Annotated in this window: 17 protein-coding genes and 2 rRNA genes (1 of these 19 only partly in view); 10 read left to right on the top strand and 9 right to left on the bottom strand. The window is 42.9% G+C overall.

Going from position 1 to position 21,506, the window contains the following annotated elements; all coding sequences use genetic code 11:
- Positions 1 to 1,096, top strand: a 23S ribosomal RNA gene (locus E5N72_RS02320); it begins 1,787 nt to the left of the window's first position.
- A gap of 124 nt (positions 1,097 to 1,220) precedes the next feature.
- Positions 1,221 to 1,335 (top strand): 5S ribosomal RNA (gene rrf, locus E5N72_RS02315).
- 504 nt (positions 1,336 to 1,839) lie between these two features.
- Here the strand turns inward: rrf and E5N72_RS02310 are convergent.
- From E5N72_RS02310 to E5N72_RS02290, 5 genes are all read right to left on the bottom strand, one after another.
- The gene (locus tag E5N72_RS02310) at positions 1,840 to 2,556 is read right to left on the bottom strand and encodes a hypothetical protein (RefSeq protein WP_135923070.1); all 717 of its coding nucleotides are present in this window, start codon (positions 2,554 to 2,556) and stop codon (positions 1,840 to 1,842) included.
- A 91-nt stretch (positions 2,557 to 2,647) separates the two neighbouring features.
- The gene (locus tag E5N72_RS02305; RefSeq protein WP_135923069.1) at positions 2,648 to 3,925 is read right to left on the bottom strand and encodes a LysM peptidoglycan-binding domain-containing protein; all 1,278 of its coding nucleotides are present in this window, start codon (positions 3,923 to 3,925) and stop codon (positions 2,648 to 2,650) included.
- A gap of 118 nt (positions 3,926 to 4,043) precedes the next feature.
- Entirely contained in the window at positions 4,044 to 4,583 is a 540-nt protein-coding gene (locus E5N72_RS02300; RefSeq protein ID WP_135923068.1) for a hypothetical protein, read from the bottom strand.
- 85 nt (positions 4,584 to 4,668) lie between these two features.
- Positions 4,669 to 5,973 carry an ATP-binding protein gene (locus E5N72_RS02295; protein WP_135923067.1) on the bottom strand — a complete coding sequence of 435 codons (1,305 nt, stop codon included), beginning with the start codon at positions 5,971 to 5,973 and terminating at the stop codon, positions 4,669 to 4,671.
- A 3-nt stretch (positions 5,974 to 5,976) separates the two neighbouring features.
- Positions 5,977 to 7,380: a sigma-54 dependent transcriptional regulator gene (locus tag E5N72_RS02290; RefSeq protein ID WP_135923066.1), complete on the bottom strand. Its 1,404-nt coding sequence runs from the start codon at positions 7,378 to 7,380 to the stop codon at positions 5,977 to 5,979.
- A gap of 230 nt (positions 7,381 to 7,610) precedes the next feature.
- Here E5N72_RS02290 and E5N72_RS02285 point away from each other — a divergent pair, with 230 nt between their 5' ends.
- The 4 genes from E5N72_RS02285 to E5N72_RS02270 all read left to right on the top strand — a co-directional run bounded on the left by E5N72_RS02285 (position 7,611) and on the right by E5N72_RS02270 (position 12,809).
- Positions 7,611 to 8,864 carry an efflux RND transporter periplasmic adaptor subunit gene (locus tag E5N72_RS02285; protein WP_135923065.1) on the top strand — a complete coding sequence of 418 codons (1,254 nt, stop codon included), beginning with the start codon at positions 7,611 to 7,613 and terminating at the stop codon, positions 8,862 to 8,864.
- Positions 8,865 to 8,875: 11 nt separating this feature from the next.
- Positions 8,876 to 9,577 carry an ABC transporter ATP-binding protein gene (locus E5N72_RS02280; RefSeq protein ID WP_135923064.1) on the top strand — a complete coding sequence of 234 codons (702 nt, stop codon included), beginning with the start codon at positions 8,876 to 8,878 and terminating at the stop codon, positions 9,575 to 9,577.
- Position 9,578: 1 nt separating this feature from the next.
- Positions 9,579 to 11,975: an ABC transporter permease gene (locus E5N72_RS02275; RefSeq protein ID WP_135923063.1), complete on the top strand. Its 2,397-nt coding sequence runs from the start codon at positions 9,579 to 9,581 to the stop codon at positions 11,973 to 11,975.
- A gap of 387 nt (positions 11,976 to 12,362) precedes the next feature.
- A complete protein-coding gene (locus tag E5N72_RS02270) occupies positions 12,363 to 12,809 on the top strand; it encodes a transposase (RefSeq protein WP_135923062.1) in 447 nt (148 codons plus the stop codon).
- Positions 12,810 to 13,044: 235 nt separating this feature from the next.
- Here E5N72_RS02270 and E5N72_RS02265 read toward each other — a convergent pair whose 3' ends face one another.
- Entirely contained in the window at positions 13,045 to 13,572 is a 528-nt protein-coding gene (locus E5N72_RS02265; protein ID WP_135923061.1) for a sugar O-acetyltransferase, read from the bottom strand.
- 155 nt (positions 13,573 to 13,727) lie between these two features.
- On the opposite strand from E5N72_RS02265, the gene E5N72_RS02260 reads away from it, so the two are divergent.
- The 4 genes from E5N72_RS02260 to E5N72_RS02245 all read left to right on the top strand — a co-directional run bounded on the left by E5N72_RS02260 (position 13,728) and on the right by E5N72_RS02245 (position 19,420).
- Positions 13,728 to 14,498, top strand: a complete 771-nt coding sequence (locus E5N72_RS02260) for a DeoR family transcriptional regulator (RefSeq protein WP_135923060.1) — start codon at positions 13,728 to 13,730, stop codon at positions 14,496 to 14,498.
- 95 nt (positions 14,499 to 14,593) lie between these two features.
- The gene (gene glmS / locus E5N72_RS02255) at positions 14,594 to 16,414 is read left to right on the top strand and encodes a glutamine--fructose-6-phosphate transaminase (isomerizing) (protein WP_135923059.1); all 1,821 of its coding nucleotides are present in this window, start codon (positions 14,594 to 14,596) and stop codon (positions 16,412 to 16,414) included.
- A gap of 130 nt (positions 16,415 to 16,544) precedes the next feature.
- Entirely contained in the window at positions 16,545 to 18,131 is a 1,587-nt protein-coding gene (locus E5N72_RS02250; protein WP_135923058.1) for a D-aminoacylase, read from the top strand.
- A 170-nt stretch (positions 18,132 to 18,301) separates the two neighbouring features.
- Positions 18,302 to 19,420 (top strand): alpha/beta hydrolase-fold protein, encoded by a 1,119-nt coding sequence (locus E5N72_RS02245; protein WP_135926207.1) that lies wholly within the window; start codon positions 18,302 to 18,304, stop codon positions 19,418 to 19,420.
- Between the two features lie 19 nt (positions 19,421 to 19,439).
- Here the strand turns inward: E5N72_RS02245 and E5N72_RS02240 are convergent, their stop codons facing one another.
- From E5N72_RS02240 to E5N72_RS02230, 3 genes are all read right to left on the bottom strand, one after another.
- Complete coding sequence (locus tag E5N72_RS02240) at positions 19,440 to 20,588, bottom strand: serine hydrolase domain-containing protein (RefSeq protein ID WP_135923057.1); 1,149 nt, start codon at positions 20,586 to 20,588, stop codon at positions 19,440 to 19,442.
- A 176-nt stretch (positions 20,589 to 20,764) separates the two neighbouring features.
- Positions 20,765 to 21,127: a hypothetical protein gene (locus E5N72_RS02235; RefSeq protein ID WP_135923056.1), complete on the bottom strand. Its 363-nt coding sequence runs from the start codon at positions 21,125 to 21,127 to the stop codon at positions 20,765 to 20,767.
- Positions 21,128 to 21,146: 19 nt separating this feature from the next.
- Positions 21,147 to 21,506, bottom strand: coding sequence for a hypothetical protein (locus tag E5N72_RS02230; RefSeq protein ID WP_205994284.1), 360 nt, complete (start codon positions 21,504 to 21,506; stop codon positions 21,147 to 21,149).

Here is a 21,506-nt window from a genome sequence, read left to right as displayed (position 1 = left end):
GATGACGTATACGGTGTGACACCTGCCCGGTGCCGGAAGGTTAATTGATGGGGTTAGTTTTCGGACGAAGCTCTTGATCGAAGCCCCGGTAAACGGCGGCCGTAACTATAACGGTCCTAAGGTAGCGAAATTCCTTGTCGGGTAAGTTCCGACCTGCACGAATGGTGTAACCATGGCCACGCTGTCTCCACCCGAGACTCAGTGAAATTGAAATCGCAGTGAAGATGCTGTGTACCCGCGGCTAGACGGAAAGACCCCGTGAACCTTTACTACAGCTTGGCACTGAACATTGACCCTACATGTGTAGGATAGGTGGGAGGCTTTGAAGCAGAGACGCTAGTCTTTGTGGAGCCGTCCTTGAAATACCACCCTTGTAGTGTTGATGTTCTAACGTTGGTCCCTTATCGGGATTACGGACAGTGCCTGGTGGGTAGTTTGACTGGGGCGGTCTCCTCCCAAAGAGTAACGGAGGAGCACGAAGGTTGGCTAAGTACGGTCGGACATCGTACGGTTAGTGTAATGGTAGAAGCCAGCTTAACTGCGAGACAGACACGTCGAGCAGGTACGAAAGTAGGTCATAGTGATCCGGTGGTTCTGAATGGAAGGGCCATCGCTCAACGGATAAAAGGTACTCCGGGGATAACAGGCTGATACCGCCCAAGAGTTCATATCGACGGCGGTGTTTGGCACCTCGATGTCGGCTCATCACATCCTGGGGCTGAAGTCGGTCCCAAGGGTATGGCTGTTCGCCATTTAAAGTGGTACGCGAGCTGGGTTTAGAACGTCGTGAGACAGTTCGGTCCCTATCTGCCGTGGGCGTTTGAGAATTGAGAGGGGTTGCTCCTAGTACGAGAGGACCGGAGTGAACGAACCGCTGGTGTTCGGGTTGTCATGCCAATGGCACTGCCCGGTAGCTACGTTCGGAACTGATAAGCGCTGAAAGCATCTAAGCGCGAAGCAGGCCTCGAGATGAGTTCTCACTAGACTTTTAAAGTCTCTGAAGGGCCGTTGAAGACTACAACGTTGATAGGCAGGGTGTGGAAGTGGTGCGAGCCATTAAGCTAACCTGTACTAATTACCCGTGAGGCTTAACCATACAACGCCAAACGCGTTTTATGACAGCGTAACGAACAGAAGTTAAGAAACTAAAGTAGACATTTACTTGATATCAGAATTCCGAATTTTAGTTAATTGCAAAAGCGATTAACGCCCCAAATTTGCTTGGTGACAATAGCGTTTTGGACCCACCTGACCCCATGCCGAACTCAGTAGTGAAACGAAACAGCGCCGATGATAGTGTGGCATTTGCCATGTGAAAGTAGGACATCGCCAGGCTCCAAATTAAAGAAAGCCCGATTCGAAAGAGTCGGGCTTTTTTGCGTCTGGAGCTGTCAGCTTTCAGCTGTCAGACGTCAGTTGAAATGTGGGGTTGTCCTGTACAGAGTCGTCCTCATCACTCTCCTTGCTTACCCTCCAGGTAGGTTGGGTAGAGCGGAGCGAAACCCAACGAGTTAGCGAGTTGCTAGTTAGCAAGGGTAAAGTTGAATTGTTGGGTTGTTTAGTAGAGAGTCTCCCTCAGCAACAACCCCCGTAGGAGGCACTTCAGTGCCGAATTCAGACCTTTACAAAAACATTTACGGCTAAAGCCATTCCTACAAGTACACTTTGCCTAGAACCTAGAACCTAGAACCTAGAACCTAGAACCTAGAACCTAGAACCTAGAACCTAGAACCTAGAACCTAGAACCTAGAACCTAGAGCCTCCGGCAGAGGAAGACGCAGCACCAAACATATCCACCACGCGGCCGATCGCTGACTGCTGAAAGCTGATAGCTCGGTGTCACTCACACTGCTGTATTTCTCTCACATCACCACGGCCATCGCTTAGATAGCATTGTTCTAGCAACGAGCAATAGCAGATCTCGGTTTTGATGCTATTACGTTGCTTGTTTACTTTGTCCCATTGAGTTTCATTAAATCCCGTTCGCTTGAAACCAAAAAGTTTAAGTTTACTGCCAGATGCCAGTAACCGGTTATCACTGGCACTCGTCATAATCCAGCCAAATGCTTCGAAAATATTTATGTCGGGAGAGTCATCTTGCAGAGTTTGTAGCTGTGTTTCATATGCTTGTGTATCAAAACAGCATGCAGAAATTACTTTATAGATATCTAAATATGATTGGTCGTTATAAAGATACTTCACATACTTTACTATCGCAGGTCCTGAGCCTGAATTAGTGAGTACAAAGGTGATTTCAGATTGACTTTTTTCTTCATTGAAATTCCCCGTCATCACTTCGAGCCATGGCCAGGTTGCAGCTTTTACTTGTCGTTCTGCGGCGCTGGCTTGTAAGTATGTGGCATAAAAGGAGGCTGCTGAAATTATAATGGCGCAGAGTGCGAGAAATAGGTTTAGCCGCTCGTTGGTAAACCATGCCTTGCGCTGGTTGCTGGCTGGTTGAGTGTTTTGCTGGGTGGTCTTTGTTTGCTCTTCAACGTTAGTGTCTTGTTCTGATTTAACGGTTGAACAGCTTGCGTCCTGTTGCTGATTATCCATAATTTTTAGTTGTTGTTTTTGTAGACTAACAAAGATACAACTTTAATTGGATATATAAAAGAGACAGGGAGTAAAACTCCCTGATTTGGTATTAACTATTTGAGATAAATACGGTGAGCTTTTCACCCACTCTTAAGCTATCTCTTGAAAGGTTATTCCATTGTTTGAGTTTAGTGATACTGACTTTGTATTGCTTTGCTATCTTCCAAAGGCTGTCGCCAGATTTCACCTTATACTCGATTTGTTGATCAGCTAATTGCGGCAATATCAGTTTTTGACCAATACGAATGGTGTTTGTTTTTAGGTTATTGAAGGTTTTTAGTTGGCTAACTGTTACTTTATAGTTCTTTGCAATCACACTTAAGCTATCACCGCGTTTAACTGTGTAATGTTGCCACTGGCTATAATCATTGCTCTTTTGATTAGCTAATAGAGCTTGATAACTTGCTTGCTGATCTTTTGGGACCACAATATGTGGCGCATCAATCACCGCTGGGTATCGGATAACACCATGGTTTAGCTCTTCAAGCTCTTGCCATTTCGCTTTATCTGCCAAGATCACAGCACCTGTCACTGGTAAGGTCGCAATAGCCTGCTCATTCTTAATCGCAGGGAATATCATTTTTTGGTGCTTTAATAATTGTGCTGCGGCCAGTAACTTAGGTACGTATTGTTTGGTTTGTGATGGTAGCTTTAAGCTAAAGAAGTCCGTCGACTTACCTTGTTTTTTATTACGAGCAATTGCCTGTAATACTCGCCCTTCACCAATATTGTAGGCAGCAATAGCGTGATACCAATCACCATCAAAGCGTTTATAAAGGTATTCCATAAAATCCAAAGCTGCACGGGTGCTGTCGATCACATCTTGGCGACCATCATACCAAGGGGTAATTTTTACTTTAAAGTATTTGGCGATTGAGGGGGTGAGTTGCCATAAACCCGATGCATGTTTGTGCGAATAGGCACTGGCATCAAAATCGCTCTCTATAAGCGGCATTAGAGCGAGTTCTATCGGTAAGTCACGGGTTTCTACTTCTGTGACGATATGATACAAATACGGCGCTGCACGGCGGCTTATTTCTTCCATATAATTTGGGTGAGTAAGGTACCAAGCAATGCGCTTTTGCACATCTGGATGACTTGAATCGCTAAACTGTAATTGAATGCGAATACGCTGCCATACGTCATCAAGTTCACTTGGTTTTAGCGGTGTCACCGCGTCTACTTGTTTTGTTTTAGCTTCTGCAACCACAGTGCCTGGATTTGCCTTAATTATTGGCTTCTTTTCAGGGAGAGACTCAGGGGCAGTCTGACAGCCTGTTACAATAAGAGAAACAACAACAAGGCCTAAAAATCGATTTAAAAACACGTATTAAAATACTCCGTTAACTTAGGTGCGGGTAAACTAAAGCGCCTAAGCTTAACATAGGGTGAGCTAAAAATGACCATTAGATTAACAGCTTGCTAACTCACTCACCCAATTGAAATTAAAACGAAATACTAACTTGTAACCCAGCGTAACCATGGTTTTGTGCTTCCCAATAACGGCTGTCTATTTCTCGGGCTCTGGCATAGATCTCTATTCTGAATGGCTTTGAGTCTACGCCCACACCCACACCAACATAGCCATCTATATTATTGTGGTCGTCATCATAGCGGTCGCTATAATCATGATCTTTTCGGTCGTCGTAGAAAGCAAGCTCAATTAAATCTAAGCCCACTTCGCCATAGACAAAAAAGTCACTGAAATAACCAAATTTGATGCCGCTATCTAAGGTTAGAAATGTCTCCCGATCACCTTTTTTAGTAAATACTTCTGCAGAGCCTAGTGCCGTTGTAAATGCTGCGCCAAAATTACTGTAGTTATTTTTAGCCATAAATTCGATGCCGGCTGAGGTGATTGAATCAGTACTATTATGCTCTGATTTAACAAACAGGTTCATATCTGGGCTGTCATAAATACCAGCAAAGCTTTTTGTAGGAATAAAGGCAAGTGATGAAAACAGTGCTAAGGCGAGATACTTCATATTGGTTAGTCCATTAAACTATAATGGGTACATGATACCAAACGGCGCCTTAGCAAATTGTAAGTAATTGTTCTAACTGTGTAAGCTAACCGAACACGCAGCGAAAGCAGGCTCCTTGCTGGCGTTTGATATAAACCAGATCGCCGCCATGATTGAGCATGATCTGGCGCGATAAACTTAAGCCTATTCCTGAACCTTGTTGCTTGGTAGTAAAAAATGGCACAAAAATCATCTCAATTACATGATCGCTGATACCTGTACCATTGTCGCTGACCTCTAAATACAGTTGCTGATTAGCATTTTGTGCAATGCTTACCTCAATGCACTTTGCTGACTCTGAACTATTTAACTGCTTTAGTGCATCAAGGGCATTTGTAAGCAGGTTTATTATTACTTGTTCAATTTGGCCCCTATCTATCATCACTAGCTGTTGGCTTTGCACCGATAAATTCAACGTAATATTAAGTTGCTTAGCTTGCTGTGAGTGCAGAGCGATAACTTGCTTGGCAAGATCGGCCAGAATATGTGGCTGTAAGTGTGGGGCGGGTAAGCTACTAACCTTTTTAAATTGCGCTATAAATTCCCCTAAATGCTCGGTTCGTGATGCGAGTGTTGTTAGGGCGAGTTGCAAGTCTTGTTTATCTTCCTGATCATCAAAACTAAGCTCAGTTGGCAGCAGTGCCGTACAAGTTTGTGCTAAAGAAGAAAGTGGCGTAATCGAATTAGCGATTTCATGGGTAAGTACTTTTGTAAGGCGCTTATAAGCTTGTTGCTCTTTTAATTGCAGCTGATCATGAATCGATTGCAAACTGATCACTTTACGAACTTTACCTTGGATTTCGGCTATGCTGATTTGCACAGATAGCGTATCGTGCTGCTCACCATTTTGCCATGGCACGGTATTACGGCTATTTTGCTTTGCGTCTTGGACTAGGTTGGCTATTACACCTAAATCATCGATGTGCTTTACAGCTTGTCCAAGTAAACGGCTGACCGCCGGATTGCTTTCAATAATAGTGCCTTGTTCGTCACATACTAATACTGCTAAATCGATATGAATTAATAGCGCTTGTAAGAACTGGGCTTGTTGCTCTGCATTAAAACGCGCAGCCTGAATTTGTTGTTTAACCTGCTCAAATTGCTGCTGCATAGGGTGTTGGTCGCCAAAGCCTAATGTGCTGTCTCCATTCGCTAAAGCGCGAAACACCATATCTGCACGCCTTGTTTGGCGTTTAAATAAATTAAAAATTTGCGCGGCACATACCAAATGTAAAATAACTAAAAGTGCCGAAATTGCAGAAAACCCGCTTTGCTCTACTTGCCAAAACAAAGCAATTGATAAACCAATTAGCGCAGCTAATAGGCCGGCTAAGCTAATAAAATTTCGCATCGATTAAAGTCCGTATTTTTCTAAACGACGATACATGGCTCCGCGTGTTAGGCCGAGGGCTTTAGCTGCATGACTCACGTTCCCTTGAAAATGCTTTAAAGCTGCACGAACGGTTCTTTGCTCGATGATTTCGAGATCAAAAGTGTCGTAGTCATTGGCGCTTGAAGAGATGTCATTTGTACTAATAGCAGCACTTGGTGAGCTTATCACTGAGCTTATATCGAGCTCTGAGCCTTCCGACAGGATGACTGCTCGCTCAATTGCATGCGCAAGTTCACGGACATTGCCTGGCCAATGATACTGGCTTAAACGTGTCATATCAGATGCTGCAATCGAGAGCTCACGTTTGTATTTATGTGCAAAGTGCTGCAAGTAGTAGTTACACAGTAATGGAATGTCTTCACTGCGCTCACGCAGGGCTGGTAAACGGATCTCTACGGTATTAACACGGTACAGTAAGTCTTGCCTAAATTTGCCTTCAGAAACTGCTTGTTCGAGGTTTTCATTGGTTGCACAGATCAAACGAATATCAATATCGATGACTTTAGAACCACCAACCGGTGTTATTTGCCTATTTTGTAGTGCCGCAAGTAGCTTAACTTGTTGGTTAAGCGGTAAATTACCTAACTCGTCTAAAAATAAACTACCTCCATGGGCAAGCTCAAATCGGCCAATGCGATCTTCTTTCGCGCCAGTAAACGCTCCTTTTTTATGGCCAAATAGTTCGCTTTCAAACAGGCTTTCGGCCAGTGAGCCCATATCTAAGCTAATGAAGGGTTGGCTTTGGCGCTGGCTTGCATTGTGGATTGCATGGGCAGTGAGCTCTTTACCTGTGCCACTTTCGCCACTGATCAATATGTTGGCATCGGTGTTGGCTGCTTTGTCGATAACCGAAAAAACCTGCTGCATGGCATCACTTTGGCCTAAAAACTCAAATGGTTGGTTGCCGATTGATTGCTGTAAGGCTTGTTTTTGTTTTGTGAGTTTACCAACTTGCTGTTTGTCTTTAGCGTGTGAAAATGCCGCCGCTACAGCACCGAGTAATTGCTCATTTTGCCAAGGCTTGGCAATAAAATCAGAGGCACCGGCCTTAATTGCTTCTACCGCTAGCTGAATATCGCTGTAGGCCGTCATAAGCAGTACCGCAATGTTAGCGTCTTGGCTCATGATTTTTTTTAGCCAGTAGAATCCTTCTTTGCCACTAATTGAGTCTTGCGTGAAGTTCATATCGAGTAACACAACATCTATAGCCTGATCCGCTTCATGCTGTGCGTTAATGATCCCTTCGATATCAAAGGGGTTATCTGTGGTTTTTACAACCTGATAATGCTGCTTTAAAAGTAATCGTGCGGCGATAAGTACGTCGGGGTTATCATCGACGATAAGAATTGATCCTGCTTGTTTCATAGCTATTTATTATTATTCCTTTATGGGAACACTAAGACTAATTGAAAATAGTAACAGTGTCCATTTATGGACGATATATGGATTTTGAAGTGTTCTATAAGCGGACACTTGATTATATGCATTCTTATTGGTTTTAATGTAAGTTACTGTAATTTAATAAAAATAAAAGTTGGCACAAGAGTTGTTTTATCTATAGGTAATTAGCACCTAGATAACTTATAGGCGTCAACATGGATAAGAAAATTACACGCTCAAATAACAAAGCATTTTTTAAGAAATCACTCATTGCAGCGGCATGTTTAGCTGTTGCGGCAGCAGCTTATGGTTTCACGCAAACTGAACAAACAGGTCGTAGTCAGCAAGTAAGCGCTACAAGCTTAACGATTAGCACAGTACAACAAGGTGAATTTGTTGATGCTTTAAGTCTTCGTGGTCAGGTTATGCCTCGCACTACTATTTACCTCGACACCATTGCCGGAGGCCAAGTCGAAGAGCGACTTGTTGAGCAAGGTGAGTTTGTTAAAAAAGGCCAACCACTTGTGCGTTTAAGCAATACTAACTTGCAGCTTGATGTAATGAGCCGTGAAGCACAGGTGACTGAGCAGCTTAACTTTTTACGTAACACGCAAATGAATATGGAAACCAGCCGTTTAAACTTACGCCGTGATTTGCTTGAAATCGATCTTAAAATTACGCATTTATCGCGTCGCTTAAAACAAACTCAGCCGCTAGTGAAAACGGGTGTGTTAGCACAAGAGCAATTATCTGAAATTCAAGAAGACTTAGCGTATTACAAAGCGCGTAAAGAACTAACCCTTGAGCGTCAAAAGCAAGAAAACAGCATTCGTGAAGTTCAAGTAGCTCAGTTAAAAGACAGTGCCGACATGTTAGAGAAAAACCTTCAGTTTGCGCGTAAGAACCTTGAAAACCTACTCGTAACAGCACCTGCTGATGGTTATTTAAGTGAACTTGATGTTGAAATTGGTGAATCAAAAGGCCGTGGTGCTCGCCTAGGGCAGATTGATATTCCTAATGAATACAAGCTAGTTGTGAGACTAGATGAGTTTTACCTGAGCCAAGTTCAAACAGGTATGCAAGTGCTTATTGAACACGAGCAAGGCGAAATTGCGGCAACAGTTAGCAAAATTGATAGCCGTGTTCAGCAATCACAGTTTCAGGTTGAAGTCGATTTACCCAATGGCACGAGCAACATAAAGCGTGGGCAAAGCCTTGATGTGCAGCTGATGCTAGGTGATAGCAAAGGCACTGCTTTATTACTTGAACGCGGCGCATTTTTTACCAGCTCAGGGGGTAACTGGGTTTATGTCATGGAAAAAGATGGCAATCGTGCAGTACGAAAAGACATTCGTCTTGGCAAAAAGAATCAAAACTATTATGAAGTGTTAAGTGGCCTAAGCGCCGGAGATCGCGTGATCACCTCTAGCTACAGCAACTTTGATAAAGCACAACAACTACAATTTTAAGGATAAAAACAATGATTAAATTAACTAACTTATCACGCGTATTCCGTACTCAAGATGTTGAAACAACAGCGCTTAATAACATTAACTTACAGGTAAACGAAGGCGAGTTTCTTGCCATTATGGGGCCATCTGGCTGTGGTAAATCAACATTACTTTCTATTTTAGGTATGTTGGATTCGCCATCGGCAGGCAGTTTTGAGTTTTTAGGCCAAGACATAGCTGGGTTTGGTGAAAAACAATTAGCGACACTTAGAAAAGCGTCAATCGGTTTTGTTTTCCAAAGCTTTAACTTAATTGATGAATTAACAGTATTTGAAAACGTTGAGCTGCCACTACAGTATCAAAATATCTCAAAAAGCGAACGTAAACAGCGAGTAGAAGCAATCTTAAAGCGTGTTGCAATCGACCATAGAGCAGATCACTTACCGCAGCAGCTATCGGGTGGTCAGCAGCAACGTGTAGCAGTAGCCAGAGCACTGGTGATTAATCCAAAACTTATCTTAGCGGATGAGCCTACGGGTAACCTTGATTCAAAAAATGGTGATGAAGTCATGGCGATGCTGCGTGAACTAAATCGCGAAGGTACCACGGTAATTGTGGTTACTCACTCAGAAAAAGAAGGCAATTATGCTGACCGTTTAGTGCGCTTACTTGATGGCCAAGTGATGGTTGATAAAGCTAACCGTGTTCAACAAACAGCAGAGGTGGCATAACATGATTTTAAGTTATTTGATCACCGCGCTGCGTGCGTTTAAAAACCAAAAACAGCACTTTATTTTAAATGTTCTGGGTTTAAGTGTTGGCTTAGCTGCGGCAATTTTAGTTGCTTTGTTTGCAAAAAATGAGCTTTCGTACGATAGCCAACAGCCACATGCTGAGCGTGTTTATCGCGTTGGCCAAGACTTCTCAAAACTTGGTTTATCTGTGGTGCCTATTTTTAATTATGTGCAGTCAAAGCAGGCCGAAGATTACAGCCAAGTTGAAGAAGTATTCGGATTAACTATGGTCGAGCTGACCCGTGAAGCCATGGTTGATGTGAGTTACCGCAACCAAGGCTATAAGTTAAATGCCTTATATGGTGCTACAGCAAATATTGAAAATTTCATTGCTCTGAAAACGCTGGCGGGTGACTTAACAACAGCAATGAGTACACCAGATAGTCTCGCTTTAAGTGAATCAGAAGCACTGCGCATTTTTGGTCGCACCGATGTGATTGGTGAAACACTTACGCATGAACAAGGGCAGTACACAGTTCGTGCCGTGTTTGCAGACTTAACAGACAACACCCACTTTGCCTTTAAAAACCTTGTTTATGTTAAGCATGATCCAAGCGATATAAACATCAACAGTAGTTATGTTTATATGCGTTTAGCAGAGGGCACCGATACAGATGCATTAGCTAAAACCTTAACAGAGCGCTTTTTTAGCGGTTCGATGCTGGAGCAAGTTAGTTTAGAGCTGCATCCATTACTTGATTTGCACCTAACGGCTAAATCACCGTTTGAGATGAAAGCGGGTGGTGCTAAACAAGTGGTTATGATTTGCGTTGGTTTAAGCGTGTTACTTATTCTTATTGCAGGTTTTAACTTCATTAATATGACCGTCGCTCAATCGACGAAACGTGCAAAAGAAGTGGGTGTGCGTAAAGCGCTTGGCGCAAGTAAAGGCCAATTAGTAACGCAGTTTTTATCTGAGTCAGTGTTGGTATCAATGCTTTCAATGGTGATTGCATGTGCTTTTGTGGAGTTTTTTTTACCAAGCTTTAACCAACTAGTTGACCGCGAATTGGTCGTGAATTATGCCTCTGAATTTGGCATTGCTATTATTGTGGTCGCAATTGCTGTGGGCATATTAGCTGGGCTTTATCCTGCATTCTTTATTTCGTCATTCAGTGCAAAACGCGTTTTAAGTGGAGACTTACAGCGTGGTAATACTGCAATATGGGTTCGTAAGAGCTTACTAACCTTACAGGCTTCACTAGCAATAGGTTTAATAATTGCCTCTATTACCTTGTTAAAGCAACTAACTTACTTACAAAGCTTACCTTTAGGCTATGAAACAACACAAAGATTGGTTATTTCAGAGCTACCAGTAGGCGAAGTATTCACAAAAGAAAAAAATGCCTTAGTTAACCGTATTAGTGCAATTCAAGGTGTACAGCAAACAACAGTCATTGATACCCGTTTAACCGTTTCAATCAATAATACACTTATGCCAACGTGGCCAAATGGTGAAGCGTCTGGCAGCTTAACGCCTGTTGTTGGCGCAAGCTACGATGTTGTAAAAACACTAGGATTAAAACTGGTTGCTGGTCGTGACTTTAGTCGTGAATTTGCTGGTGATTGGGCAAGCCGTGAAAATGGAGTAACAAGTACGGGTACCATCGTGACTGAATCTGTCGCAAGGCAAGCGGGTTACACTAACATGACTGACATTATAGGTAAGGTAATTAAAGACTCGGGTCGCGGCGTAGATATGCGTGTTGTGGGTGTGGTTGAAGATGTAAAAGTAGGTAATGCTAAAGATGCCAACTCAAATATTATGTTCTTATGTGGCTTTAACTTTTTATCACCAGTATCAGAACTAATTTTAACGATTGATCAGCAAAACTTGCCTTATATTAAAGCTCAGATCGCTGAAGTATTAGCAAGCTCAGCCAATATCTATGAGCCAAAAATTAACTTACTCGCAGACAACTACAAAACTCTGTTAAAAGGTGATGAGCGAATTTCGAATGTAGTTTTAATCTTTACCGGTCTTGCTGTGTTCTTAACTTGTTTAGGTACCTTTGGTTTGGCTTCGTTTGCAACAGTGCGTCGTCAAAAAGAAGTGGCCGTTCGAAAAGTGCTAGGTGCATCTCGCATCAGTATCGTAAATATCATCGCTAAAGAGTTCTTAGTGCTGGTGGCGCTCAGTATTGCTATTGCGTACCCAGTGACTTACTTGTTGGTAGGTGATTGGTTAGCAAACTTTAATGACCGCATTGAACAAGCTGTATGGGTGTATTTAGTTGCCGCCGCCGCGGTGGCCGCGATTACCTGGGTTACCGTTGCAAGCTTAGCCTTTAAGGCCGCAAGCACCAGACCATCACTTATCTTACGATATGAATAACAGTTAACTAACTCTCAACTATAAGCCCAGCAATACAGCTGGGCTTTTTTACTTTTAAATACGACGCCATAAATGACAACCTACGTAGGACGTGCTTTAGCGCGTTAATATGTATTCTTTGTCGCCATAAATGACGACCTACGGTAAGACGTGCTTCAGCTCGTTAGTATGTATTCTTTGCCACCATAAATGACGACCTACGTAGGACGTGCTTTAGCGCGTTAGCATGTATATTCTTTGCACCATAAATGACAATCTTCGTAGGGCGTGCTTTAGCGCGTTAGCATGTATTCTCTGTCGCCATAAATGACAATCTTCGTAGGACGTGCTTTAGTGCGTTAATCTACTATATTTAATGTTCTACAATTTTATGAAAAAGGATTTTTCATGAGCTGGAGCCATTTAAAGAAAGGACGAGTTTCAATTCAATCAGGTGAATATTTCATAACGTTCAACTGCCATAACAGAAAAGCACTGTTCAGTGATCATAACTTAGCAAAAGTATTTTATAGGTGTATTGAAATAAATGAATTAATACATCAATGTTGCTGGTTAACTTGGGTTCTTATGCCTGATCATTTTCATGGTTTATTAAGGCTTAGCGATAGTAGCTTGGGTAAAACAGTTGGTCATCTAAAAGGTCTTTCTGCTAGAGAGATAAATAAGAGACGTAGTTTTTCGCAAAAAGTGTGGCAACCTGCTTACTATGACCATGCACTACGTAAAGATGAAAGTAGAATAGCAGTAGCTAGATACATAGCAGCAAACCCTTTGCGAAAAAAGCTTGTTGATAATTTAGGTAGTTATCCATATTGGAATTCTGTTTTTTTGTGATTGATTGTCGCCATAAATGACGACCTACGTAGGACGTGCTTTAGCGCGTTATTATGTATTCTTTGCCACCATAAACGATGACCTACGTAGGACGTGCTTTAGCGCGTAAATATGTATTTTGTGTCGCCATAAATGACGACCTACGTAGGACGTGCTTTAGCGCGTTATTATGTATTCTTTGTCGCCATAAATGACGACCTACGGTAGGACGTGCTTTAGCGCGTTGGTATGAGAGTTAAATGTCTTTAATCTTCACCGCGGGGTTACCTGCTACTAGAGTATTTGCCGCGACATCTTTGGTAACTATTGCCCCTGCGCCAATCACTGAATTATCAGCAACTTTAATACCTGCAAGTATAATAGCGCCTGCACCAATCCATACATTGTTGCCAATGTTAATCGGCGCTGCAAAATTAGCTTTTGCTAAACGCTCGGTTGGGTTTACTGCATGCGATACCGCGAGTATTTGCACATTTGGGCCTATTAAGCAGTCATCGCCTATCGTAATTTGCGCATCAGATAGCGGTGCATCGAGTACAGTACAGTTAATATTTATGAAGGTTCGATCACCTATTTTAATACCACTGCCATAATCACAATGAAAACCCGCTTCTATAACAACCAGCTCGCCACAGTGAGCAAACATGCCTTTTAGTCGTTTTAAGTTACCTTTACTTGGGCTTTTGGCAAATAAACGGCAAACTTCATGGGCATTTTTCCGTTGTTCTAGTAAGGACTTATCGAGGCTATTAAACTCTTTCATCGGGTATGTTCATGGTTATATTTGCCAATAGCTTAGCCTGTTGACGATGAAGATCAAAATTAAAGCTGTGTAGGTTAACGATCATTCACTTGCCATTTATATTGTTTCGTTTAAAATCTCACAACTTTCGAAACGAAACTTATGTGATTCACTTTATGACAAAACGAAACACTCAACAACGTCGCCATACAATCTTAAGCCAAGTGAATGAACTCGGTGAAGTTGCTGTTGAAGCGTTAGCTGAGCAGTTTCAAACTTCTGAAGTGACGATACGTAAAGATCTGACAGCCCTTGAAAAAAGTGGCTTGTTGCTACGCCGTTACGGGGGCGCTATTGCACTACCACAAGAAATCGTTGCAAATAGCAACGAGAAAAGCGACTCGCTTCGCAAAATGGCAATCGCAAAGGCGGCTGCAAAGCTTATTAAAGATCATAATCGCATCATAATTGATAGCGGCCGCACTACAGCGGCAATGATCCCCGAGCTTGCGAGTAAGCGCGGTTTAGTGGTGATGACAAATGCTATAAATGTCGCTAACCGGCTGCTTTCATTAGAAAATGAGCCAACACTTTTGATGACCGGGGGAACCTGGGATCCGCATTCAGAATCGTTTCAGGGTCAAGTTGCGGAGAATGTTCTTCGCTCTTACGACTTTGACCAGCTCTTTATTGGTGCCGATGGCATTGATGTTGATAGAGGTACTACAACCTTCAATGAATTAGTTGGGCTTAGCCAGGTGATGGCTGAAGCTGCTCGTGAGGTTGTGGTGCTGGTAGAGTCAGAAAAAATTGGCCGAAGAATACCTAATTTAGAACTGCCTTGGCAACGTGTGACCACCGTTATCACAGACAACAACCTAAGCGAAGATAAACGCGAGGCGATAAAAGCGTGTGGTGTACAGCTGATCTGTGCAGAAATTGAATAACCCGTAATAAGACCGACAACACCTTATTACATTAAATTTATGACAACACATACCGCCCAAAGTAAAACGCTTTGGCATGTGCAAAAGGAGAGATTATGTGTGGAATCGTTGGGGCTGTTGCAGAACGCCCAGTAAATAAAATTCTTGTTGAAGGCCTAAAACGCCTTGAATACCGCGGCTATGACTCGGCAGGCGTGGCTTTACTTAAAGGTAATAAGCTTAACACGGTTAAAGCTGTGGGTAAGGTTGCAAATCTTGAAGCGGCACTTAACGATGCAGCTGTTAATGGCACTACCGGTATTGCACATACGCGTTGGGCAACCCACGGTGGTGTAACCGAAGCCAATGCTCACCCACATATTTCGAACAGCGAAATTGCCCTTGTTCATAACGGTATTATCGAAAACCATGCCAGCCTTCGTGATGCATTAAAAGGCGACGGTTATGAGTTTTTATCAGAAACAGATACAGAAGTAATGGTGCACCTTATTCACCAACTTCGCCAACAGCACGATACGCTATTAGCATCAGTACAAGCAGCTGTTAAGCAGTTTGAAGGCGCATTTGGCACCGTTGTTTTTGATAAAGCGAACGACAACGAAATCATCGTAGCGCGCTCAGGTAGCCCACTGGTGATTGGTTTAGGTCTTGGCGAAAACTTTATTGCATCTGACCAACTAGCGTTATTACCAGTTACACGCAGCTTTATTTACCTTGAAGAAGGTGATGTTGCGCGTATTACCCGTGACAGTGTAGAAATCTTTGATGCAAACGGCGATGCAGTTGAGCGCGAAGTGATTGAATCAAACATTACGCAAGACGCATCAGGTAAAGGCGAATATCGTCACTACATGCTGAAAGAAATTTACGAGCAGCCGCTTGCTGTACGTAACACCCTTGATGGCCGCCTTCACAATGATACTGTAGCGATTGATGCCTTTGGCGAAAGCGCTCAGCAAATCTTTAAAGACGTAAAACACGTGCAAATTATTGCCTGTGGTACTTCATACCACTCAGGTATGGTTGCGCGTTATTGGCTTGAACAATTTGCTGGTGTGAGCTGTAACGTAGAGATTGCGTCTGAGTTCCGTTACCGCGAATCATTTGTACATGACAACAGCTTACTTGTGACAATTTCACAGTCTGGTGAAACAGCCGATACGCTTGCTGCACTTCGTCTTGCAAAACAGCAAGGTTACATGGCTTCAATGACCATTTGTAACGTGCCGGGTTCATCATTAGTACGTGAATCTGATTTAGCCTTTATGACTAAAGCGGGTGCTGAAATTGGTGTTGCATCAACGAAAGCCTTCACTACACAACTTGTTGGCTTACTAATGCTAACGGCTTCGATTGCGCAAGAAAAAGGCTTAGATCAAAGTGCGATTGTAAATGCAATCAAAACACTACCTAACAAGTTAGAAGAAGCATTATTGCTTGCTGAGGGTATTGAAGATTTAGCTGAAGAATTCGCTGACAAGCACCACTCACTATTCTTGGGTCGTGGTTCACAATACCCAATCGCGATGGAAGGTGCACTTAAGCTGAAAGAGATTTCATACATTCACGCCGAAGCATACGCAGCGGGTGAGCTTAAGCATGGCCCTCTTGCGTTGATTGATGCCGACATGCCAATCATTGTTGTAGCACCAAACAACGAACTACTTGAAAAGCTTAAATCAAACGTAGAAGAAGTACGTGCCCGTGGCGGTATTATCTATGTATTCGCAGACAAAGACTCAGCGTTTGAATCTGACGAAACAATGCGTGTAATCAACGTAAACCATGTAGATGACGTGATTGCTCCAGTTGTATATACAATTCCGCTACAGCTGCTTTCATACTATGTTGCGGTTATTAAAGGCACCGACGTAGACCAACCACGAAACCTAGCAAAATCGGTAACGGTTGAATAAGTTAAAGCATCGAGAGCCGGCTAATTAGCCGGCTTTTTTGTGCCTGTAATTTGCTTAATTACTGTTCGCTGATGCAATTTGTATTGCAATTGATTAGGATGGTTAAACACTCTGGCTAAGGATAATAACAATGAAAAAGCGCAGTGTTTTAACCTCTATAGGATTGACCGTATTAGTACTCAGCTCGGGGATTGCTTATGGACAATCATTTGATCTCATCATCAAAAACGCTATGTTGCTCGATGGTCATGGCGGGAAAGCGGTTCGCGCAGATGTCGGTATTGAAAGCGGCAAGATCACTAAAATTGGTGATATGGCGGCTGACAAAGCTCAACAAGTTATAGATGCCAATGGCAAGGTTGTAGCACCGGGCTTTATCGATTTACATTCCCATGCAGAGCGCTCAATTGCAGAGCTGCCTCGGCTCGATAATTTAGTGCAGCAGGGGATTACCACTATTTTGGGCGGTAACTGTGGTTTTTCTCCTGTCGACTTTAAGCAATTTTTTGCGCAAACCGAGCGCTTACCTCTAGGGCCTAACTTAGCCTTATTAATTGGCCATAATGATGTTCGTAAAGCTGTTATGGGTGAAGAGCAACGACTTGCCAGCGCTGATGAGCTAAAAGCAATGCAAGCATTGGTCGATAAAGCGATGCAGCAGGGGGCGTTTGGTTTATCGACTGGGCTAAAATATGTTCCAGGTGTGTACTCAAACTTTGCTGAGGTAAAGGTGCTTGCCGAAACCGCTCATGCGCAGCATGGATTTTTTGCCTCTCATATGCGCGATGAAGGCGCAGAGACTGTTACGGCGATGAATGAAGTGCTCGATGTTGCAAAAGAGACCGGTATTCCTGTGCATATCTCTCATCATAAGCTGATTGGTCATCCAAATTGGGGTGAGAGTAAGCACACTATTCAGATGATCCGCGATGCTCGTAAAGCGGGTTTAGATGTCACCCTCGATCAGTATCCTTACACGGCTTCTTCTACGCGATTTGCTATTTTATTTCCTGCATGGTCATTGGCTGGTGGCCAAGCTGAAGTTGAAAAGCGTCTACACGATCCAGAGTTAAGGCAAAAAATAAAACAAGGCTTGATCAAAAATATACGAGAAGACAGAGGCGGTGGTGACCCCGCAAGGCTGCAAATAGCGCATTATGCGGCAAAGCCTGCATGGGATGGGCTAACCTTTGCTGAAGTTTTAAAACGTGAAGGGCGAGCGCAAAGTATTGATGAAGCCGCTGAACTTGCCATGGAAATTCAAGCAAATGGCGGTGCTCAGGGGATCTTCCACGCTATTAATGAAGATGATGTTAAGTACATTATGGCTTACCCAATTACTGCAATCGCCACCGATGCGGGTGGTTCAGAACTTGGTAAAGGCAACCCCCATCCAAGAGGATACGGCACCTTCCCCAGAGTACTAGGTCATTATGTGCGTGAACAAGGGGTGATTTCGTTACCAGATGCAATACGCAAAATGACCAGTTTACCCGCTGCAAGAATGGGCCTAACTGACCGAGGAGTGATAGCACAAGGCTATGCTGCTGATATTGTTATACTCGACCCTGCGACGGTTGCTGATAAATCAACGTTTAGCGCACCTCATCAGTACGCAGAAGGAATTGAATACGTCATTATTAATGGCCAAGTCATTAAATCACCGGATGGCATGACGGGTAAAAGCGCCGGGCAAATATTGCGTCATACGCTTTAGTTAAAATAATGACTTATATGTACTTTTTTACGAAAAAAGTACATAAGTTATCTTTGTTTGTACCTGCAATTCTGTTAGCTTAAAAAATTACCAATATTTCTTAAGGATAAGTCGTGCGACTATTTAAGTTACTCTGTATTAGTGGTTTTTTACTCTGTACTAGTCATGTAATGGCTGAACCAGCTGCAGATGATGCGGTTACAAATTACAGCCAACATACGCATACAATCGAATCAAGTAATCTTAGTGAGCAACGCACTGTCGTTGTGCAATTACCAAAAAGCTATCAAACACAACCAAACAAAAGATATCCCGTTATTTACCGTTTAGATGGGGCCGGTAATTTACCATTGATTAATGCTGTGCTTGAGCGCTTACAACAAGATGATCAAGCGCCAGAGGTGATTGTAGTTGCAATTGAAAGTACTAATCGACTTAGAGATTTTTATCCTACAGTGAACAAAGAGCCACAAGGTCCTGTTGGTGAAGGCGGTGGTGCAGCAAAGTTTTTAGCTTTCGTAGAGCAAGAGCTGATGCCTTTGGTTAATAAACAGTATCGTACTCATGATTATAGAGTTATCGCAGGAGCCTCTGCTGCGGGTGTATTTGCTCTTTACGCAATGCAAGCTGACCCTGAGTTATTTCAGGCGCACATTGCTTATAGCCCTGCGGTATGGTGGAACTATGGCGCCCCGGCTAAAAGTCTAAATACCTTTGTTACCAAAGCTAAAAGTATTAATAGCTATGTATATATGAATATCGGTGAAGAAGCCGGCATTATGCGCGAAAGGTACGATGATATGCAGCAAACTATGCAAAATAGTAAGGTGCAAAATCTGCGCTTTAAGAGCGATGCCTTTGCAGGCGTTTCGCATAACCTAACCTCAGCTGCTGGGGCATTTAATGCGTACCATGGCTTATTTTTATCTAAACAAATGCCTTTGAGTGCATTGGGCGATGATGTTTCATCAATTGATGCTTATTATCAACGCTTATCACAGCAATGGGGCGAGCAAATAGCGCCACCAGACCGCGCTGTTAGGATGCTGGGTTACAGCTTAACGGATAACCAGCAATTTGAGCGGGCTATTGAGGTGTTTAAGTACAATATAAAAAACTACCCTAAATCAGCGTATGCACTGTCAGCTTTGTCATATGGCTATGAAATGCAAGGTAATACTCGCCAAGCATTAGTTCAAATCGAGGCTGCAATAGCTGTTGCCGATGACTCTTATCCCTACCCAGATTACTTAAAAGAGACAAAAACGAGGTTACAAGGGCAGCTATAATTAAGCTGCCTTAAACAAATCAATGGTCTTGGTGATAATAGCTTAGGGTTTGTAGGGCAAGCGCAAATACATCTGCGCTGTTATCACCATTAACGTTTTTAACTACAGTCACCGCGCGTTGATGATCAACACACATAATGGTCATGGTAATGCCACCCATACTACCGCCAGAGTGCATTACCGCGTGTGGCATGTCGGCCATCAAGGCTTGTAGTTCAGTATCATGTTGGTATTTTTCTCTTTGTTGATAGTTTTTGAAACCAGTCATCCAACCGATACCAAAATCGACCTGTTCACCATTATTGAGTGTGGCTGGGCTAAACATTTCATCCACGGTGGTTGCTTTTAGGTAATTGCCCTGCGTGTGAGCTACTGCAAACTTGACGATATCACTTGGTGTTGCAATAAAGCCACCGCCTGCCCATTTATAGCTGTGATCGGTCTGCGGTGAGTTAATTAAACGGCCCTGATCAATGCTATAAGGTCTTGCACGATGTGGGATCAGGGTAAACTGCTCATCAAAATATATGTCGTTTAACTTAAGTGGCGCGAAGACTTCTTGTTCGATAATTTCTCTAAAGTTGCGTTTCGGATCAGCGCCTTCCATCGCAGCGCTTACTAATGTCCAAGCGAATGTTGAATACTGCTGTTTGGTGCCCGGCTCAAACAGCAGGGGATCATCTTTAAACATGGCTAAAGCGCTATCAATATCGCCATACCATTTGTTGAGTAAAAATTCATTGGCGCCTTTTTTGTAATGGCGGATCCCTGCTGTATGTGACGCGAGTTGGCGCAGTGTTAAAGCGGCATGTTTTTCTGGCCAGTTAGTTACATAGTCGGTTACAGGTTTGTCTAAGCTAATCAACCCCTTGTCGTAAAGGCGCATCAAAGCAGCTGTGGCAATAAGTTTAGAGACACTGCCAATGCGAACCTTATGCTCGGGACTCATTAAAACTTGGTTTTCGATATCGGCAAAACCATAACCCTTTGCGGCGATTACTCCTGATTTATCGGCCACCGCGACAGTAATGCCCGGCACCGTTTTCGCACTCACCGCCGATTGAAACGCAGCATCAATCGCTTGTGGTAGTTCAGCTGCGCTACTTACATGGGCAGCCATCAATAGAGGTAGGCTGATGAGTGAGCGAGCTATTCGGTGTTTGAGCATGGCGGCATCCTTTTTGAGTAACCTTGCAGTCACTCTTGTTATTATTTTTTAAGGCGTTTTTAGATTGCTCAAATTTTCTCTAGATGACAACCCATAGGCGCTTAATTGCACATTTTTCACGTTGTGATGAACATTTAAACAGGGCGTAATTCCATAAGTTGAATCGAGTAGCTTAATTAATAAGCGCGTTCCCCTAAGTCATACGCAAAATAACCATAGGTCGCAAAGATCATCATAATAATGAGTGAGTAATGCATCGTTCGAGCGAGTACAAGGTCAATAGGGCGTGCGTGGCGAAGTATTGCCTCATCGTTAACGATGGTTGCTTTTGCTGGTTTTTGACGACGAATTACTTTGCCATACATGCTCACTCTTATACCTATCCCTTTATCCCAAAGAGGCTCATGTATTCCTTCTTCGCGCATTTTTTTCTCAATATGCTTCATCGAAATGCGAGTGAAGCATAGAGTTGAGATTAAGAAAGCAATAAATGATGGTCCAGCTAAAATCCAGAAAATATTTTCAGGTATAGTAAACATTTAAAAGTAACCTTGTTTATTAAGCGCCTTCCCCTAAATCATACGCAAAATAACCATAGGCAATTATTAGCATCAAACCTAAGAATGATACATGCATTACGCGAGCTAGAATTAAATCAATAGGTCTGGCGTGCCGTAAAATTGCTTCATCATTAACAACAGTAGCTTTTGCAGGTTTTTGTCGCCTAATAACTTTTCCATACATAGTCACCCTTATACCTATACCTTTATCCCAAAGTGGCTCATGTATTCCTTCCTCGCGCATTTTTTTTTCAATGTGCTTCATTGAAATACGAGTGAAGCACAGGGTTGAAATTAGATAGCTAATAATTATTGGCAAAGATATGAATAGAAATATCTTTTCTGGTATCACATACAT

The organism is Pseudoalteromonas sp. MEBiC 03607, from assembly GCF_004792295.1.
Classification (GTDB): Bacteria; Pseudomonadota; Gammaproteobacteria; order Enterobacterales; family Alteromonadaceae; genus Pseudoalteromonas; species Pseudoalteromonas lipolytica_C.
This window is presented reverse-complemented; position numbering and strand designations above follow the sequence as displayed.

Excerpts from the sequence above, each read along its gene's own strand:
- E5N72_RS02250 (WP_135923058.1), top strand. The coding sequence starts at position 16,545 with ATGAAAAAGCGCAGTGTTTTAACCTCTATAGGATTGACCGTATTAGTA.
- E5N72_RS02260 (WP_135923060.1), top strand. The coding sequence starts at position 13,728 with ATGACAAAACGAAACACTCAACAACGTCGCCATACAATCTTAAGCCAA.
- E5N72_RS02300 (WP_135923068.1), bottom strand. The coding sequence starts at position 4,583 with ATGAAGTATCTCGCCTTAGCACTGTTTTCATCACTTGCCTTTATTCCT.
- E5N72_RS02240 (WP_135923057.1), bottom strand. The coding sequence starts at position 20,588 with ATGCTCAAACACCGAATAGCTCGCTCACTCATCAGCCTACCTCTATTG.
- glmS (WP_135923059.1), top strand. The coding sequence starts at position 14,594 with ATGTGTGGAATCGTTGGGGCTGTTGCAGAACGCCCAGTAAATAAAATT.
- E5N72_RS02230 (WP_205994284.1), bottom strand. The coding sequence starts at position 21,506 with ATGTATGTGATACCAGAAAAGATATTTCTATTCATATCTTTGCCAATA.
- E5N72_RS02280 (WP_135923064.1), top strand. The coding sequence starts at position 8,876 with ATGATTAAATTAACTAACTTATCACGCGTATTCCGTACTCAAGATGTT.
- E5N72_RS02275 (WP_135923063.1), top strand. The coding sequence starts at position 9,579 with ATGATTTTAAGTTATTTGATCACCGCGCTGCGTGCGTTTAAAAACCAA.
- E5N72_RS02285 (WP_135923065.1), top strand. The coding sequence starts at position 7,611 with ATGGATAAGAAAATTACACGCTCAAATAACAAAGCATTTTTTAAGAAA.
- E5N72_RS02245 (WP_135926207.1), top strand. The coding sequence starts at position 18,302 with ATGGCTGAACCAGCTGCAGATGATGCGGTTACAAATTACAGCCAACAT.
- E5N72_RS02295 (WP_135923067.1), bottom strand. The coding sequence starts at position 5,973 with ATGCGAAATTTTATTAGCTTAGCCGGCCTATTAGCTGCGCTAATTGGT.
- E5N72_RS02270 (WP_135923062.1), top strand. The coding sequence starts at position 12,363 with ATGAGCTGGAGCCATTTAAAGAAAGGACGAGTTTCAATTCAATCAGGT.
- E5N72_RS02310 (WP_135923070.1), bottom strand. The coding sequence starts at position 2,556 with ATGGATAATCAGCAACAGGACGCAAGCTGTTCAACCGTTAAATCAGAA.
- E5N72_RS02290 (WP_135923066.1), bottom strand. The coding sequence starts at position 7,380 with ATGAAACAAGCAGGATCAATTCTTATCGTCGATGATAACCCCGACGTA.
- E5N72_RS02235 (WP_135923056.1), bottom strand. The coding sequence starts at position 21,127 with ATGTTTACTATACCTGAAAATATTTTCTGGATTTTAGCTGGACCATCA.
- E5N72_RS02265 (WP_135923061.1), bottom strand. The coding sequence starts at position 13,572 with ATGAAAGAGTTTAATAGCCTCGATAAGTCCTTACTAGAACAACGGAAA.